Consider the following 15809-nt stretch of genomic DNA (forward strand, 5'->3'; position numbering starts at 1 on the left):
GAATGCCCCGCAGGGCCTACACCGCCACCCTTCTCCACATCACCCGTTCGTACGTCCCCTTGACGCCCGTCTCGTACAGGACGCCGACCGCGCCAGGGCTCACCTGGACCAGGTCGGAATAGCCGGCCCGGTCCTGGGACAGGGTGAGGACCTTGCTGAAGGTGAGACCCGCGTCGCGGCTGCGCCAGAGGGCCATGGCCTGGCGGGCGGTGGGAACGGAGGGCCCGGAGAAGAGGAGGGACCCGCTCCAGCCGCTCGATTGGAGGACGCTCGCCTGGACGACGGGCACGTCGTTGAGGGTGGGCTGGACGGCGTAGGGCCGGGAGAGGGTGCGCCCGCCGTCGGCGGAGTAGGAGTCGAGCCGGTTGCCGACGGCGACACCGTGCTGGTCCCGGGAGCTGAGGTACAGCCGCCCGTCGGGAAGCTGCGCGGCACTGGACTCGTTGGAGTTGTGCACCCCGTCGTAGGTGTCGTCGACGAACCCGATCCGCCAGGACCGCCCGTGGTCGTCGCTGTAGAGGGCGTGCCCGCCGTAGTACTTGGGCTCCTGCCCGTTGTCGGACGAGCCGGGCGCGGGCGCGGCCGAGTGGTTGGCGGGCACGACGAGCCGCCCGGCGTGCCGCCCGTGGGTGAGCGCGACGGCGTGCCCGGGCCCGGTCGCGTACCACCGCCAGCGGGGCAGCTTCACGGCGGACGTGATCTCGCGGGGCACGGAGAAGCTGCGGCCGTCGTCCCGGCTGCTCTGCACGAAGACGCGGCGGCTCTGCGCGGCCGTGACCTCGCCGCGCATGATCTGGCCCTCGGTGACGGCACCGCTGTTGTAGGAGGTGAGCAGGACGACGCGCCCGGTCCTGGGGTCGACGACGGGGGCCGGGTTGCCCCGGGTGTCGCCCTTGCCCGCGGCGACCACGGCGAGCGGGCCCCAGGTGCAGCCGCCGTCGGTGGAGCGGCGCAGGACGACGTCGATGTTGCCGGTGTCGGAGTCGCTGGCGCGCCGCCCCTCGGCGAAGGCGAGCAGCGTGCCGCGGTCGGTGCGGACGACGGCGGGGATGCGGAAGGTGTCGTAGCCGTAGGTGTCGGCGGCGTACGGCACGGAGCTGGAGCAGCCGGGCGCGCGGCCTGCGGAGGCCGCCGCGGGCGGGCCGCCGAGTCCGGCGAGGGCGGTGAGCCCGGCCGCGGCGGCCAGTGCCACGGCACCGGCGGCGAAGCCGTCGCGTACTGAGGGACGTCGTCTGCGGATCGCGCGGGTCATACGGCTCATGCGGCTCACACGGCTCCTCACGGCGGGACGTGGGACGTAGGACGTCCCGCGTGAAGCTAATGCGCCCCGGGCGGTACGACAATACCCCTGCGCCGCGACAGAGTTGACGATGTGTTGACGCACGCGAGTGACGGCCGCGCATTCGAGGAGGCCCGCCGGGGGGCCTCCCGCGAGCTCGGGTCAGGGCGTCGGGCCCGGCGTCACCAGGCCCGATTCATAGCCCATGATCACCAGCTGGGCCCGGTCCCGCGCCCCCAGCTTCCCCATGATCCGGCTGACGTGCGTCTTCGCGGTGAGCGGGCTGAGCCCCAGCGCTTCGGCCACCTCGGTGTTGTTCAGGCCCCGCGCGACCAGCGTGAGGACCTGCCGCTCGCGGTCGGAGAGGGCGTCGAGCGAGGCGGGCGCGGGCGCTTCGGCCTCCGGGGTGACGGGGTGGCGAAGGACGCGGGCGATGAGGCGCGCGGTGGGGCCCGGCGACAGGAGCGATTCGCCGGCGGCGACGGTGCGGATCGCGTCGAGCAGTTCGGCGGGCCTGGTGTCCTTGACCAGGAAGCCGGACGCGCCGGCGCGCAGCGCCTCGACGACGTGCTCGTCGGTGTCGTACGTGGTGAGCATCAGGACCTTCACGCCGGCCAGGTCCTCGTCGGCGGCGATCAGGCGGGTGGCCTCGATGCCGTCGAGGTCCGGCATCCGGATGTCCATGACGACGAGGTCGGCGCGCTCGGCGCGGGCCAGGTCGACGGCCTCGCGCCCGGTCCCGGCCTGCGCGACGACCTCCATGTCGCGCGCGGACTCCACGAGCATGGCGAAGGCCGCCCGCACCAGCGCCTGGTCGTCGGCGAGCAGCACCCGTATCGGTCTCTCCGCCTCGTGCACCGGGCTCACCGGTCTCCTCCTTCTCTCCGGCCCTGCTGTCGCCGTGGTCGCCGTTCCAGCGGCAGCACCGCCGCCACCTCGAAGCCCCGGGTGCCGTCCGTCCTGGGGCCCGCCTCCACCGTTCCGCCCACGCTGCGGGCCCGCTCCCGCATCCCGATGAGCCCGAAGCCGGGCGAGTCCCCGGCCACCGCGGCCGCCCCCACCCCGTCGTCCCGCACCGTCACCCGCAGCTCCCCGTCCGCCTCCCCGGCCTTCTCCTCGCCCGCCTCCCCGATCCGCACCGTCACGCTCAGGCCGGGGCCGCCGTGGCGTACCGCGTTGGTGAGGGCCTCCTGCACGATGCGGTACGCCGAGGGCCTCCTGCACGATGCGGTACGCCGCGGCGCCGACCGCGGGCGGCACCGCGAGGTCCGGGACGCGCACCGCGAGGTCCACCTTCGCGCCCCCCGTGCGCGCCGCGTCCGCGAGGTCGCCGATGCCGTCGAGGCCGGGCAGCGGGCCGCGGGACTCGTCGGCGCCGCCCGGGTCGCCGGGCCCGTCGTGGCCGGAGGCACGCAGCACCTCAAGGGTCGCCCGCAGCTCGCCCCGCGCGGTGCGGCAGGTGTCGGCGATGTCGTCGAGCGCGCCCGCGATGGCCGCGCGGTCGAGGCGTTCGGGGTCGGCGGCGAGGACGTGTGCGGCGACGGAGGTCTGCACGCCGACCAGGGTGATGCTGTGCGCGAGCAGGTCGTGCAGGTCGCGGGCGACCCGGAGCCGCTCCTCCGCGACCCGGCGGCGCGCCTCCTCCTCGCGGGTGCGCTCGGCGCGCTCGGCGCGTTCCAGGGCCGAGGCGACGTACTGCCGGTGGACGCGCACGTAGGTGCCGAAGATCAGCACGGCGACGATCCAGCCCATGATCCGCACGATCTCGGTGACCGGGTCCCCGCCGACGCTCGCGTTGACGACGAGGATGGTGCCGATGATGTGGAGGCCCGTCAGCAGTGTGCGGCGGGGGCGTCCGGAGACGGCGACGGAGTAGAGGGCGACCATGCCGACGTGGGTCGCGGCGGTGTGCGTGTAGTCCAGGGCGTGGTACGGCCCGACGAAGGCCATGGTGGCGAGCAGCGCCGTCATCGGCCTGCTGCGGCGCCAGATCATCGGGACGTGGCCGCCGAGGAGGAGCGCCCAGCCGAGCGCGTCCGGCGCCCGGCCGTCCTTGACCAGGTGGGCGAGCACCGCGGCGAGGGCGGCGAGCAGCACCGCGAGCAGCGCGTCCTCCCGCAGGGCGCGCCGTGTCCCCGGCACGGCTCCGGAGAACGGCCACCACGGGCGCGAGGCGGACGGCGGGTACGGCACGTCGTCGGCTCCCCCTTCTCGTACGCGCGTCGCGGGTACGTCCATACGTGGCCCTCATCCTCCTGTACGGCGGCGCCCCTCCGACAGGGAGGGGCGCCGCACGGGTGTTTGCGTTCGCGGGTTCAGGGAGCGCGGACCAGTTCCGGCTCGCTGGGCTCGGGCTCGCGCGGTGGGCGCCGCTCCTTCGACAGCGGTCCCGGCCACCACACCTTCCGGCCGAGCGCCAGGCTCGCGGAGGTCACCAGGTAGGTGCGCACCAGGAAGGTGTCCAGGAGTACGCCGACCGCGATGACGAAGCCCAGTTCGACGAGCTGGACCAGCGGCATGTTGGTGAGGACGGCGAACGTCGCGGCGAGGACCAGGCCCGCGGAGGCGATCACGCCGCCCGTGGTGCGCAGCGCGGTGAGCGCGGCGGGCCCCGTCTCCGCCCCCGCCAGGCACTCCTCCCGCATGCGGTGCATGAGGAAGATGCCGTAGTCGACGCCGAGGGCGACGAGGAAGCAGAAGGACAGCAGGCCGAGCCCCGGGTCGGTGCCCTCGAAGCCGAAGACCGGCCCGAAGACGAGCCCCGCGATGCCCAGCGAGGCGCCCCACACCGCGACCACCGCGAGCAGCAGCAGGAGCGGGGCGATCAGCGAGCGCAGCAGGGCGACGAGGATCAGGAGCACCGCCGCGAGGACGATCGGCACGACCACCCACATGTCACGCCGGTTGGTGTCCTTCAGGTCGATCTGTTCGGCGCTCGGTCCGCCGACGTACGCGCCCCGCGGGTCGAGCTTGTCGCGGAGTCTCTCGATGGTGGCGGTTTCCGCCGCTGTCTGCGGCGCGGCCTTCGCGACGACGGCGATCTCGGTCCACCGCCCCGAACTGCGGCCGCGTTCCGCGCTGTCGACGCCCGGTACGCCCCGCGCGTCGGCGAGCGCGCGGTCCGCGCCGTCGGTGGGCGCGATGACGCTGATGGGCTGGGTGCCGCGCTCGGGGTAGGCGGCGGCGAGGGTCTCCATCGCGGCGATGGAGTCGGGCTTGCTGGTGAAGGAGTCCTCCTGCTTGAGGTTGCCGGGCAGGGCGAACGCGCCCAGGGCCAGGGCTCCGAGCAGGATCGCGCCCGACGCGAGCACGGTGAGCGGGCGGCGTCCGGCCGACGAACCCATCGACTGGAACAGCGACTTCCGCTTCTTCGGTTCGCTGCCGAACGCGGGCACCAGCGGCCAGAACACCCGCCGCCCGAAGAGCACGAGCAGCGCGGGCAGCAGCGTCAGCATCGCCACCAGCGCGCACAGCACACCGAGCGCGCCCAGCGGCCCCATCCCGCGGCTGCTGTTGAGGTCGGCGGCGAGCAGGCAGAACAGGCCCGCGGCGACGGTGCCCGAGGAGGCGAGCACGGCGGGCCCGCAGCCGCGCAGGGCGGTGCGCATGGCGTCGTAGGGACGCTCGACGCGGCGCAGTTCCTCGCGGTAGCGGGCGACGATCAGGAGGGCGTAGTCGGTGCCCGCGCCGAAGACGAGGATCGTCATGATGCCCGAGCTCTGGCCGCTGATCGGGGTGTCGAACGCCTGGTTGAGGCCGTAGGCGACGCCCATGGAGAGGTAGTTGGCGACTCCGGCGACCGCGAGCGGCACCAGCCACAGCAGCGGGCTGCGGTAGATGAGGATCAGCAGGACGGCGACGACGCCGACGGTGGTGTAGAGCAGCGGGCCGTCCAGGGACGTGTAGACCTCGCTCGCGTCGGTGGCGAGCGCGCCGGACCCGCCGACCTTGACGCTCAGCCCGTCCGTCCCGTCGGGGCCCTCGGGTGCCTTCACCACGTCCCGCACGTCGTTGACGAAGGCGTCCCGCTTCTCCTCGTCCGTGCCCGGCGACGTGCTGGCGACCGGGTACATCAGGGTCGAGCCGTCCTTCGACGCCACCCCCGTGGGCGTCGCGACCAGCTTCAACTCCCGCTCCACGGCGGCTACTTGATCGGCTGCCGTGTTCCGGTCGGCGGCGCTCAGGCCGCCGTCGCGGTGGTAGACGAGCACCAGCTCGGTGGTCTCGCCGCCGGGCAGTTTCTCCTGGATCTTGGCGACCTGCGTGGAGTCGGCGTTCGCGGGCAGATAGTCCACGGCCCGGTCGCGCTGTACGTCGCCGAGCTTCCCGGCGAACGGCCCGGCGAACGCGAGCACGGCGACCCACAGGCCGAGCAGCACCCAGGGAACGGCGCGTGGTCGTCGGCGCTTCGTCGTTGTTGCAGGCCCCATCGGTGGGCCTCCCTCCCGTGGCGGTGTCTGGTGCTTACGGCTTCCAGACTTCCGCCGTGAGGGGGCCGATTCGTCGCGCCGGAGGGCGAGTTGAGGGTTACACCCGAGGGAGTCGCGGGGCCGGGACTACTCCCCGGGGAGTACCGGGGCGCGCCGGGGCGGCCGCGTACGTACGCGTGTCAGCGCGGCGTCCGCGTCGCCGCCACGAGCAGCCGTGCCACGTCGTCCGGGTCGATGGTCAGCGCGCAGCCCGCGGTGGCGAGCACATCGCGCTCGGCGGGCGTGTAGGGCCCGTCGGCGAGGGCGATCCGGGCGCCTTGCAGGAGCAGCGCCTCGCGGCCCGCGGGGGCGAGGTGCGGGGCGAGCGGGCCGAGCGCCTCGTGGAGTTCGATGGCGAGGCCGGGCGCGCAGTCCGGGTCGTTGAGCCTTCCGGTGTCGGCGGCGAGCGCGTCGATCAGGGCGCCGAGGCGCTCCTCGGTGCAGTCGTCGAAGCCGGCGCCGCGCAGGGTGGTGACGGCGGCGTCCAGGGCGGCGCGGGCGGCGCTGCCGCCGGTGGTCAGGACGGCGAGGACGACGGTGTGCACGGCGTCGCGGAGCATCGTGGACAGCCGGACGGTGGTGGGGTGGTCGAGCGCGTCCAGGCCGAAGTGGTCCTGGCAGGCGGCGCATTCGACGACGGGTCCCGTCTCGCCGCGGGAGAGCAGCGGCACGCCGAGGAACACGAAGCGGCGGCGGCCGGTGCGCCGTTGGTAGTTGCGGTCCCCGCCGCAGCCGGGACAGAAGAACTCGCCGTCGCAGACGGTGGTCCAGGCGGTGCGGGTGCCGATCAGGCGGCCGCCGCGGCCCGGTAGGCCGGGAACACGATCGCCCCGGCCGCCAAATGGTGCGGTTCTGCCCAAGATACGGGATTCCCGGCCTTTTCGTCCCCGATCTGGCAGCACCACGCACCTCCATGACGCCGCGGCAGCCCTGCCGCGTTGGCGTGATGTTAGCCACATCGATGATGCCGCGTCAGTACCCCGTACGGGAGATGGCCGGTTGCTGGCCTGGACCAGTCCCCCGGCGCGCGCGGGCCCCGCCCGCCACAAGGGCGGACGGGGCCGTAAAAGCACCGGTCGAACGGGAGTTTGGCAGGATCAGCGGGCCGCGCGGTTGACGGCGGAGACGACGGCCTTCATGGACGCACGTGTCGTATTCGCGTCGATGCCGACGCCCCACAGGACGCGGTCGCCGATGGCGCACTCGATGTACGAGGCGGCCTGCGCGGAGGCGCCCTCGCTCATCGTGTGCTCCTGGTAGTCCAGCAGGCGCACGTCGATGCCGACGACGGACTGCAGGGCGTTGAAGAACGCGGAGATCGGGCCGTTGCCGGAGCCGGTCAGGGTGACGTCGGCGCCGTCGACGGTGGCCTCGACGCTGAGCGTGTCGGTGCCGTCGACGTCCGTGATCGTCTGGCCGTTCTTGACCTGGATGCGGCCCCAGGGGCTCTCCGGGTTCGGCAGGTACTCGTCCTGGAAGACGTCCCAGATCGCGTCCGGCGTGAACTCGCCGCCCTCGGCGTCGGTCCGCGCCTGGATGATCTTCGAGAACTCGATCTGCATGCGCCGCGGCAGGTCCAGCTTGTGGTCGTTCTTCAGGACGTACGCGACACCGCCCTTGCCGGACTGGGAGTTGACCCGGATCACGGCCTCGTAGGAGCGGCCGACGTCCTTGGGGTCGATGGGCAGGTACGGCACGGCCCACTCGATGTCGTCGACGCTCTTGCCGGCGGCCGTCGCGCGGCCCTCCATCGCGTCGAAGCCCTTCTTGATGGCGTCCTGGTGGGAGCCGGAGAAGGCGGTGTAGACCAGGTCGCCCGCGTAGGGGTGGCGCGGGGGGACCTCCATCTGCGTGCAGTACTCGTAGACGCGGCGGACCTCGTCGATGTCCGAGAAGTCGATCTGCGGGTCGATGCCCTGGCTGAACAGGTTCATGCCCAGCGCCACCAGGTCGACGTTGCCGGTGCGCTCGCCCTGGCCGAACAGGCAGCCCTCGACGCGGTCGCCGCCCGCCATCACGGCGAGTTCGGCGGCGGCGACGGCGGTGCCGCGGTCGTTGTGCGGGTGGATGGACAGGCACACGTACTGCCGACGGGACAGGTTCCGGGACATCCACTCGAAGCGGTCCGCGTGCGTGGAGGGCGTCGAACGCTCCACGGTGGCGGGCAGGTTGAGGATGATCTCGCGGTCGGCGTCGGGCCCCCAGACGTCCATGACGCCCTCGCAGACCTCCAGGGCGAAGTCCAGCTCGGTGTCGGTGAAGATCTCCGGGCTGTACTGGTAGCCGAACACCGTGTCCTGGTCGAGGATCTTCTCCGCGTACTCCATGACCAGGCGCGTGCCGTCGACGGCGATCTGCTTGACCTGATCGCGCGAGCCGCGGAAGACGACCTCGCGCCAGACCGGCGCGGTCGCGTTGTACAGGTGGACGGTCGCGCGCCTGGCGCCCTTCAGGGACTCCACGGTGCGCTCGATCAGTTCCTCACGCGCCTGCGTGAGGACGGAGATCGTCACATCGTCCGGGATGGCGTCCTCGTCCTCGATGATCGAGCGTACGAAGTCGAAGTCGGTCTGGCCGGAGGAGGGGAAGCCGACCTCGATCTCCTTGTAGCCCATGCGGACCAGCAGGTCGAACATCGCGCGCTTGCGGGCGGGCGACATCGGGTCGATGAGTGCCTGGTTGCCGTCGCGCAGGTCGGTGGACAGCCAGCGGGGCGCGACCGTGATGCGGCGGTCGGGCCAGGTGCGGTCGGGGATGTCCACCTGCTCGTACTTGCCGTACTTGTGGATCGGCATGGAGCTGGGGCGTTGGAAGTTCGGCATGGTGTGCGGGGCTCCTCGGAAGGTCCGGAAGGACGGCCGACGGTCTAGCACAGCACCGAACTCCGCGGGGAGGGGGTCGGCCTCTGCTACAGGCCCTCGCCGCGGCAGCTAAGGAGAAGCAGCCCGAAACGCATGATGCGGGGCAGCCTAGCCGAGGTCCGCGGAGTGCGCGGGCGCGTATCAGTATGCGGGACCGTAGGGACGTAACGGACAAAAGGTGCCGTATATCACCTGGAGGGGACGCCGACGGTCCGTATGCGGCTATTTCACCAATCATGGTGGCTGCTAGTGACAGCGGCATGACCCAGTGCCACATTGCCGCCATGACCGCCAACCCGACGGGTTTCGAGCCCGTCTTCTGCACGATCGTGCCACCCATCGTCCTGGACAAGCTCGCCCAGTCCTCGGACCCCGCGCTCGCGAAGGCCGCCCGCCGCACGCTCCAGCGCGACGCGTACGAGCGCACCCAGCGCCGCCTGACCACCGTCATCGGCGCCCCCTCCGTCGCCGCGCCCAGGGGCGCCGTCGAGGGCAAGCCCTACCGCACCATCCACGACGCGAAGAACAAGACCGAGCTGCCCGGCCGCAAGGTCCGCGGCGAGAGCGACAAGCCCGGCAAGGACGCGACCGTCAACCGCGCCCACTCCGGCCTCGGCGCCACCTTCGAGCTGTTCCTGAAGCAGTACGAGCGCGACTCCATCGACGGCCACGGCCTGCCCCTGAACGCGACCGTGCACTACGGCGAGGAGTACGGGAACGCCTTCTGGAACGGCGAGCAGATGGTGTTCGGCGACGGTGACGGCGAGATCTTCCTCGACTTCACCATCCCCGTGGACGTGATCGGCCACGAGCTGACCCACGGCGTCGTCCAGTACACGGCGAACCTCACCTACTTCGGCCAGCCCGGCGCCCTCAACGAGTCCATGGCGGACGTCTTCGGCTCGCTGATCAAGCAGTACACGCTCGGCCAGACCGCCGCCGAGGCCGACTGGCTGATCGGCGCGGGCCTGCTCGCCCCGCGCGTCACCGGCAAGGCGCTGCGCTCCATGAAGGACCCGGGCAGCGCGTACGACGACGACGTGCTCGGCAAGGACCCGCAGCCCAAGGACATGGAGCACTACGTCAGGACGGGCCGCGACAACGGCGGCGTGCACATCAACTCCGGCATCCCCAACCACGCCTTCTACCTCCTCGCCGAGTCGCTCGGCGGGCACGCCTGGGAGCGCGCGGGGAAGATCTGGTACGACGTCCTGACCGGCGGGCAGCTCGCCCAGGACGCCTCCTTCGCGGACTTCGCGAAGCTGACGGTCGCCGCCGCCCCCGAGGGCGAACAGCGCGAGGCCGTCCAGAAGGCGTGGTCGCAGACCGGCGTGCCGACCACCTAGCCGCCCAGCCGCCCTGGCCGCTTTCGCGCGGGTGCCCCGAGGGGCCCGCTGCGGTAGACAGGAGCCATGCGTATCCAGGTGAAGCGCACAGGAGGATTCGCGGGCATCGAGCGGCACGCGGAGGTCGACACCACCGCGCGGCCGGACGCCCGGGAGTGGCATGCCCTGGCCGAACAGGCACTGGCCGACGGCCGGGGCACGCCTCCGATCGGGGTGCCCGACGGGTTCAGCTACCAGATCACCGTCGACGGGCGGTCCGTGTACTGCGCGGACCCCCGGCTGACGGAGGAGCAGCGGCAGCTGATCACGCGGGTGCTCAAGGAAGGGTCGTAGCGGGGAAGCCCGGGGCGCGCGGCCCCGGAAACCGCTTGCCGCACGGGCGTTGACTTCCGTACCGGCCGGTACGGATGATCGCGCGCATGGCGACGACGCGCGCACCGCTGCCCCGCTTCCCGCACGGCTTCCTGTGGGGGGTGTCCACATCGGCCCACCAGATCGAGGGCTCCGCCGACGAGCGCGGGCCCTCGGTGTGGGACGCGTTCACGGCCCTGCCCGGCAACGTCAAGGACGGCACGACGGCCGCCGTGGCCTGCGACCACGTACGCCGCTACCGCGAGGACGTGGCGCTGATCCGCGACCTGGGCGTGGGCGCGTACCGCTTCTCGGTGTCCTGGCCGCGGGTGCTGCCCGAGGGCACCGGCGAGGTCAGCGAGCGGGGCCTGGACTTCTACGACCGGCTCGTCGACGAGCTGTGCGCGGCGGGGGTGCGTCCCGTGCCGACCCTCTTCCACTGGGACACGCCGCTCGCGGTCGAAGAGGGGGGCGGCTGGCTGAAGCGCGACACCGCCCACCATTTCGCCGAGTACGCCGCCGTCGTCGCGGCCCGCATCGGTGACCGCGTACCGAAGTGGATCACCCTCAACGAGCCCGCCGAGCACACCCTGCTCGGCCACGCGCTCGGGCAGCACGCGCCCGGCAGGCAGCTCCTGTTCGACGCGCTGCCGGCCGCCCACCACCAGCTCCTGGCCCACGGGCTCGCGGTGACGGCGCTGCGCGCGGCGGGCGCCGACGACATCGGCATCGCGAACTCACACGGCCCGACCTGGCCCGCCTCGGACGCCGCCGAGGACCGCGAGGCGGCGGACCTCTACGACGTGCTCCTGAACCGGATGTTCTCCGACCCCCTGATCACGGGCCGCTACCCGGAAGTGATCACGGAGCTGCTCGGCGCCGAAGTCCCGGACCTGGACGCCGACTTGAAGCTGATCGGGCAGCCCATCGACTGGTACGGCCTCAACTTCTACCAGCCGACGAAGGTGGGCGCCCCCCGGCCGGACGCCACCGTCACCGAGTTCTCCGGCCTCGCGCTCCCGCCCGGACTCCCCTTCTCGCCACGGAAGATCGAGGGCCACCCCACGACGGACTTCGGCTGGCCGGTGATCCCCGAGGCCCTCACGGAACTCCTGCTCACCTTCCGCGAACGGTACGGCGACCGCCTCCCGCCCCTGGTCATCACCGAGAACGGCTGCTCGTACGAGGGCGTGGACGACGAGGAGCGCATCGACTACCTGGACGGCCACCTGCGGGCACTGCACCGGGCGCTGGAGGCCGGCGTCGACGTGCGCGGCTATTTCGTGTGGTCACTCCTGGACAACTTCGAGTGGGCCGAGGGCCACCGGCAGCGCTTCGGCCTCGTCCACGTCGACTACGCCACGCAGCGGCGCACACCGAAGGCGTCGTACGACTGGCTGCGCACGGAGCTGCGGGCGCAGTGAGGGGATGCTCCGGAGGGCTCAGAAGCCCAGCTTGCGGAGCTGGCGGGGGTCCCGTTGCCAGTCCTTGGCGACCTTGACGTGCAGGTCGAGGTAGACCGGCGTGCCGAGGAGGGCCTCGATCTGCTTGCGGGACTTGATCCCGACGTCCTTGAGCCGCTTCCCCTTGGGGCCGATGATGATCCCCTTCTGGCTGGGCCGCTCGATGTAGACGAACGCGTGGATGTCGAGCAGCGGCTTGTCGGCGGGCCGGTCCTCGCGCGGCAGCATCTCCTCCACCACGACCGCGATGGAGTGCGGCAGCTCGTCCCGCACACCCTCCAGCGCGGCCTCACGGATCAGCTCCGCGACCATGACCTGCTCGGGCTCGTCCGTGAGGTCGCCCTCCGGATACAGCGCGGGCCCCTCCGGCAGGAGCGGCACCAGCAGGTCGGCGAGCAGGTCGACCTGCTTCTCGCCGACCGCCGAGACCGGCACGATCTCGGCCCACTCGAAGCCCAGCTCCCGGCCCAGCTGGTCGACGGCGATGAGCTGCTCGGCGAGCGTCTTGCCGTCGACGAGGTCGGTCTTCGTGACGATGGCGATCTTCGGCGTCTTCTTGATCGACGCCAGCTCCTTGGCGATGAACCGGTCACCGGGCCCGAGCTTCTCGTTCGCGGGCAGGCAGAACCCGATGACGTCGACCTCGGCCCAGGTGGTCCGCACGACGTCGTTCAGCCGCTCGCCGAGCAGCGTGCGCGGCTTGTGCAGCCCCGGGGTGTCCACCAGGATCAGCTGGGCGTCGGGCCGGTGCACGATGCCGCGCACGGTGTGCCGCGTCGTCTGCGGCCGGTTCGAGGTGATCGCCACCTTCTTGCCGACCAGAGCGTTCGTAAGGGTGGACTTGCCCGCGTTGGGGCGGCCGACGAAGCAGGCGAAACCGGCGCGGTGGACGGCCTGCTCGGACGGCTGGGGTGACTGGGTACGCACGCTCATGGGGCCCATTGTCCCTGATCTTTTCGGGCGTGGGCGCCTTGGGCGGTGGTCCCGGGTGGGGGCTGCGCCCCCTCGCCCCCGCCTTTTCGGCCCTCCGGGCCTCGTCCTCAAACGCCGGACAGGCTGGATACTCGACGGGAAGGGGCGGGACTGGGGCGCCCCGCGAGGGCTCAGCCCGCCTCGGCCGTCAGGCGGACCGCCCCGTCGGCCCCCGCCAGGAACACCGGCGTACCGGCCCCGCCGAGATCCCGCACCGCCGCCAGATCCTCTGCGCGAAGCGCCTCCTCGGCGGACACGACGGCCGCCGCCTCCAGGGACTCCGCCCCGGACGCCACGGCCATGGCGACAGCCGTACGCAGGGCCGACAGGTCGAGGGACGCGAGGGACACCGTCCCGGCGACGTACGTACGCCCCGTCTCGTCCCGCACCGCGGCCCCCTCCGGCACACCGTTGCGGGCACGGGCCGAGCGGGCGAGGGTGACGATCTTCTGGTCCTCGGCGGCGAGGTCGGTGCGCTCAGTCATGGCACGAGCATAAGGAGCCGCAGCAGGCGCTCACCCGGCCACCCGGTACATCGCCCCGCGCCGCGCCTCCGGCGACGCCAGCCAGGCCAGCTTCGCCGCCGTGTCGGCCAGGGGCAGCGGGGTGTGCAGCACGATGGTCAGGTCGGGCCGGGCGGGCACCTTCAGGGCGGTCGACTCCACGTGCAGGATGCCGACGAGCGGGTGGTCGAGCTCCTTGTGCACCTGGCCGGCGGGCCGGATGTCCTGCCGCTCCCACAGCGAGGTGAACTCGTCGCCGGTGGCGTGCAGCCGCGTCAGCAGTTCCTGGAAGCCCTCGTCCTCGGGGTGCTCGGAGCAGGCCGCGCGGAGCTGCGCGACGAGCGTCGCCGCGTTCTCCCGCCAACTCACGCTGCGCGAGCGGTACATGGGGTCCGTGAAGAAGTCGAGGACGCAGTTCTGGGTGGTTCCGGGGCGCATGGCGAGGACCGTCGCGGCCGCGTCGTTGTAGATGACGCAGTTGTAGTAGCGGTCCATGATGTGCGCCGGGTACGGCATCCAGGTGTCGATGAGCCGCCGCAGGCCCTCGCACATGTCCGCGGCGCCCTCCTCGGCCCGCGGCGCGGGCGGGTTGAGGCCCGCGAGCACGTACAGGTGGCGGCGCTCGGTGCCGGACAGCTTCAGGACCCGGGACACGGCGTCCAGGACCTGCGGGGACACGGAGATGTTCCGGCCCTGCTCCAGCCACTGGTACCAGGACGCGCCGACACCCGCGAGGACCGCGACCTCCTCGCGCCGCAGCCCCGGAGTCCGGCGGCGGCCGCCATCCGGAAGGCCCGCCTCCGCCGGGGTCACCCGGGCCCGCCTGCTCATCAGAAAGTCCCGCAGCTCGCTACGGCGACGTGCCTTCGCCCCGTCGGCCCGCTCCTCGACCTGGCCGGCCACCGCTCCCCCTCGTCATCCGTAGGCGCTCGTCCCGGCCGCGACGGCCGCACCGGACGTGCCTGGTGTTCACACCACCAGCATAAGTTCCCGCTCCCCACGGCTATTCCTGCCGACGGACGCTGTTGACCATGGCGATAGACACTTCCGCTCCCTCCCCGACCGCCGTTGCCTCCCCCACCACCGCCGAGGCCCCGAAGGCCGTCGACACCCCGAAGGCCGTCGACGCCGCGCAGGCCGCCGCGACCACCGGAACGGCGCCCCGGCTCTCCCGCCGCGACCGGCTCATCCTCTTCGTCCTCTGTGCCGCGCAGTTCATGGTCGCGCTCGACTTCTCCGTACTGAACGTGGCGCTGCCCGTGCTCGGTGCGGACCTCGGCATGAGCCATGCCGCGCTGCAGTGGGCGGTCACCGCCTTCGCGCTGCCGTCCGGCGGTTTCCTGCTGCTCTTCGGCCGGTTCGGCGACCTCTTCGGGCGGCGCAGGCTGTTCCTCGGCGGGCTCGCGCTGTTCGGCGCGGCTTCGCTGCTCGCCACCTTCGCCTGGGACCCGGCGTCGTTCCTCGCGGGGCGGGCACTGCAGGGCATGGGCGCGGCGGCGATCGTGCCGACCGGCATGTCGCTGCTCACCACGACCTTCCCGGAGGGCCCGCAGCGGGACCGCGCGCTCGGCATCTCCGGCACGCTGCTCTCCCTCGGCTTCACCGTCGGCATGGTGCTCGGCGGTGTCCTCACCGACACCCTCGGCTGGCGCTCCACCATGGGCCTGCTCACCCTCTTCGCCCTGATCGTGCTGCCGCTGGCCCCCGGCCTGCTGCCCGAGTCCCGCACCCCGGACCGCCCCCGCCTCGACATCCCCGGCGCCGTCACCGTCACCGGCGGCCTGCTCGCCCTGATCTACGCCCTGTCCACCGCCGCCGAGCGCGGCTTCGGCGGCGCCGACGTGCTCGTCACGCTGATCGCGGGCATCGTCCTGCTGGCCCTGTTCGGGTACGTCGAGTCGCGGGCCGCCGCGCCGCTGGTGTCGCTGCCGATGCTGCGGCGCCGCACGGTGGCCTGGGGCAACCTGGGCGGCCTGGTCACGTTCTCGATGATGTCGACGGTCGTCTTCGTCCTCACCCTCTACCTCCAGGACGTCCTCGGCCTCTCGGCGTTCGAGACCGGTCTGGTCTTCGGCGTGCAGGGCGTTCTGTCGGTCGTCGCGGGCATGTACGCCCCGAAGGTCATCGGCCGCTTCGGGCCGCGCCGCACGCTGGTGGGGTCGCTGCTCGGGCAGGGCGTGTTCGTGGCGGCGCTGGTCGCCGTGGGCGAGGGGGCCTGGTCGGTGTGGCTGGCGACGGCCGCCGTCTCGGTGGCCAGCATGTTCCACCTCGGGGCGATCGTCTCGTACGGGGTCACTGTCACGTCGGGCGTCCCCGACACGGAGCAGGGGCTGGCCACTGGCCTTGTGACGTCCACCCAGCAGGTCGGGATCACCGTCGGCATCCCGCTCCTCGGCGTTCTCGCCACCACCACGGACGAGGTTCTTGCCGGTACGCGTACCGTCCTCGCCCTGGACGCGGCCATCGTCCTCGCGGCGGCGGTGCTCGTGGCCTTCGGCCTGCGCCGGAGGGTCTGACCGCCGCTCCGCGGCGGATTGTTCTCCCACCCACCCACCCGTTGCGGCC

At 72.4% G+C, this 15809-nt stretch carries 12 protein-coding genes and 1 pseudogene; 4 read left to right on the forward strand and 9 right to left on the reverse strand.

Annotated features, from left to right (window positions below; all coding sequences use genetic code 11):
- Positions 1 to 16: 16 nt before the first annotated feature.
- The 6 genes and pseudogenes from STRAU_RS36985 to leuA form a co-directional block, all read right to left on the reverse strand.
- A complete protein-coding gene (locus STRAU_RS36985; RefSeq protein WP_016645509.1) occupies positions 17 to 1270 on the reverse strand; it encodes a sialidase family protein in 1254 nt (417 codons plus the stop codon).
- A gap of 171 nt (positions 1271 to 1441) precedes the next feature.
- Entirely contained in the window at positions 1442 to 2137 is a 696-nt protein-coding gene (locus tag STRAU_RS36990) for a response regulator transcription factor (protein WP_037664445.1), read from the reverse strand.
- A gap of 5 nt (positions 2138 to 2142) precedes the next feature.
- Positions 2143 to 3517: pseudogene (locus tag STRAU_RS41115) on the reverse strand (sensor histidine kinase).
- Between the two features lie 77 nt (positions 3518 to 3594).
- The gene (locus STRAU_RS37000; protein WP_037664437.1) at positions 3595 to 5709 is read right to left on the reverse strand and encodes an MMPL family transporter; all 2115 of its coding nucleotides are present in this window, start codon (positions 5707 to 5709) and stop codon (positions 3595 to 3597) included.
- Positions 5710 to 5888: 179 nt separating this feature from the next.
- Positions 5889 to 6650 (reverse strand): TerB family tellurite resistance protein, encoded by a 762-nt coding sequence (locus STRAU_RS37005; RefSeq protein WP_259300097.1) that lies wholly within the window; start codon positions 6648 to 6650, stop codon positions 5889 to 5891.
- A 195-nt stretch (positions 6651 to 6845) separates the two neighbouring features.
- Positions 6846 to 8570, reverse strand: coding sequence for a 2-isopropylmalate synthase (gene leuA / locus STRAU_RS37010; RefSeq protein ID WP_037664438.1), 1725 nt, complete (start codon positions 8568 to 8570; stop codon positions 6846 to 6848).
- Positions 8571 to 8893: 323 nt separating this feature from the next.
- Here leuA and STRAU_RS37015 point away from each other — a divergent pair, with 323 nt between their 5' ends.
- The 3 genes from STRAU_RS37015 to STRAU_RS37025 all read left to right on the forward strand — a co-directional run bounded on the left by STRAU_RS37015 (position 8894) and on the right by STRAU_RS37025 (position 11730).
- On the forward strand, positions 8894 to 9955 hold the full coding sequence (locus STRAU_RS37015; RefSeq protein WP_037664439.1) for a M4 family metallopeptidase: 1062 nt from the start codon (positions 8894 to 8896) through the stop codon (positions 9953 to 9955).
- A 66-nt stretch (positions 9956 to 10021) separates the two neighbouring features.
- Entirely contained in the window at positions 10022 to 10288 is a 267-nt protein-coding gene (locus STRAU_RS37020; protein ID WP_016645515.1) for a protealysin inhibitor emfourin, read from the forward strand.
- Between the two features lie 74 nt (positions 10289 to 10362).
- On the forward strand, positions 10363 to 11730 hold the full coding sequence (locus STRAU_RS37025; RefSeq protein ID WP_016645516.1) for a GH1 family beta-glucosidase: 1368 nt from the start codon (positions 10363 to 10365) through the stop codon (positions 11728 to 11730).
- A gap of 18 nt (positions 11731 to 11748) precedes the next feature.
- On the opposite strand, the gene era is transcribed toward STRAU_RS37025, so the two are convergent.
- The 3 genes from era to STRAU_RS37040 all read right to left on the reverse strand — a co-directional run bounded on the left by era (position 11749) and on the right by STRAU_RS37040 (position 14075).
- Positions 11749 to 12711 carry a GTPase Era gene (era, locus tag STRAU_RS37030; RefSeq protein WP_016645517.1) on the reverse strand — a complete coding sequence of 321 codons (963 nt, stop codon included), beginning with the start codon at positions 12709 to 12711 and terminating at the stop codon, positions 11749 to 11751.
- Positions 12712 to 12872: 161 nt separating this feature from the next.
- The gene (locus tag STRAU_RS37035) at positions 12873 to 13226 is read right to left on the reverse strand and encodes a hypothetical protein (protein WP_016645518.1); all 354 of its coding nucleotides are present in this window, start codon (positions 13224 to 13226) and stop codon (positions 12873 to 12875) included.
- A gap of 30 nt (positions 13227 to 13256) precedes the next feature.
- Positions 13257 to 14075, reverse strand: coding sequence for a helix-turn-helix transcriptional regulator (locus STRAU_RS37040; RefSeq protein ID WP_078621738.1), 819 nt, complete (start codon positions 14073 to 14075; stop codon positions 13257 to 13259).
- Between the two features lie 200 nt (positions 14076 to 14275).
- Here STRAU_RS37040 and STRAU_RS37045 point away from each other — a divergent pair, with 200 nt between their 5' ends.
- Positions 14276 to 15760 (forward strand): MFS transporter, encoded by a 1485-nt coding sequence (locus STRAU_RS37045; protein WP_016645520.1) that lies wholly within the window; start codon positions 14276 to 14278, stop codon positions 15758 to 15760.
- The last annotated feature ends 49 nt before the right edge of the window (positions 15761 to 15809 follow it).

It is taken from the genome of Streptomyces aurantiacus JA 4570, from assembly GCF_000414115.1.
Classification (GTDB): domain Bacteria; phylum Actinomycetota; class Actinomycetes; order Streptomycetales; family Streptomycetaceae; genus Streptomyces; species Streptomyces aurantiacus_A.

Coding starts and splice junctions, on each gene's coding strand:
- STRAU_RS37000 (WP_037664437.1), bottom strand. CDS start 5,709: ATGGGGCCTGCAACAACGACGAAGCGCCGACGACCACGCGCCGTTCCC.
- leuA (WP_037664438.1), bottom strand. CDS start 8,570: ATGCCGAACTTCCAACGCCCCAGCTCCATGCCGATCCACAAGTACGGC.
- STRAU_RS37015 (WP_037664439.1), top strand. CDS start 8,894: ATGACCGCCAACCCGACGGGTTTCGAGCCCGTCTTCTGCACGATCGTG.
- STRAU_RS37020 (WP_016645515.1), top strand. CDS start 10,022: ATGCGTATCCAGGTGAAGCGCACAGGAGGATTCGCGGGCATCGAGCGG.
- STRAU_RS37025 (WP_016645516.1), top strand. CDS start 10,363: ATGATCGCGCGCATGGCGACGACGCGCGCACCGCTGCCCCGCTTCCCG.
- era (WP_016645517.1), bottom strand. CDS start 12,711: ATGGGCCCCATGAGCGTGCGTACCCAGTCACCCCAGCCGTCCGAGCAG.
- STRAU_RS37035 (WP_016645518.1), bottom strand. CDS start 13,226: ATGACTGAGCGCACCGACCTCGCCGCCGAGGACCAGAAGATCGTCACC.
- STRAU_RS37040 (WP_078621738.1), bottom strand. CDS start 14,075: ATGAGCAGGCGGGCCCGGGTGACCCCGGCGGAGGCGGGCCTTCCGGAT.
- STRAU_RS37045 (WP_016645520.1), top strand. CDS start 14,276: ATGGCGATAGACACTTCCGCTCCCTCCCCGACCGCCGTTGCCTCCCCC.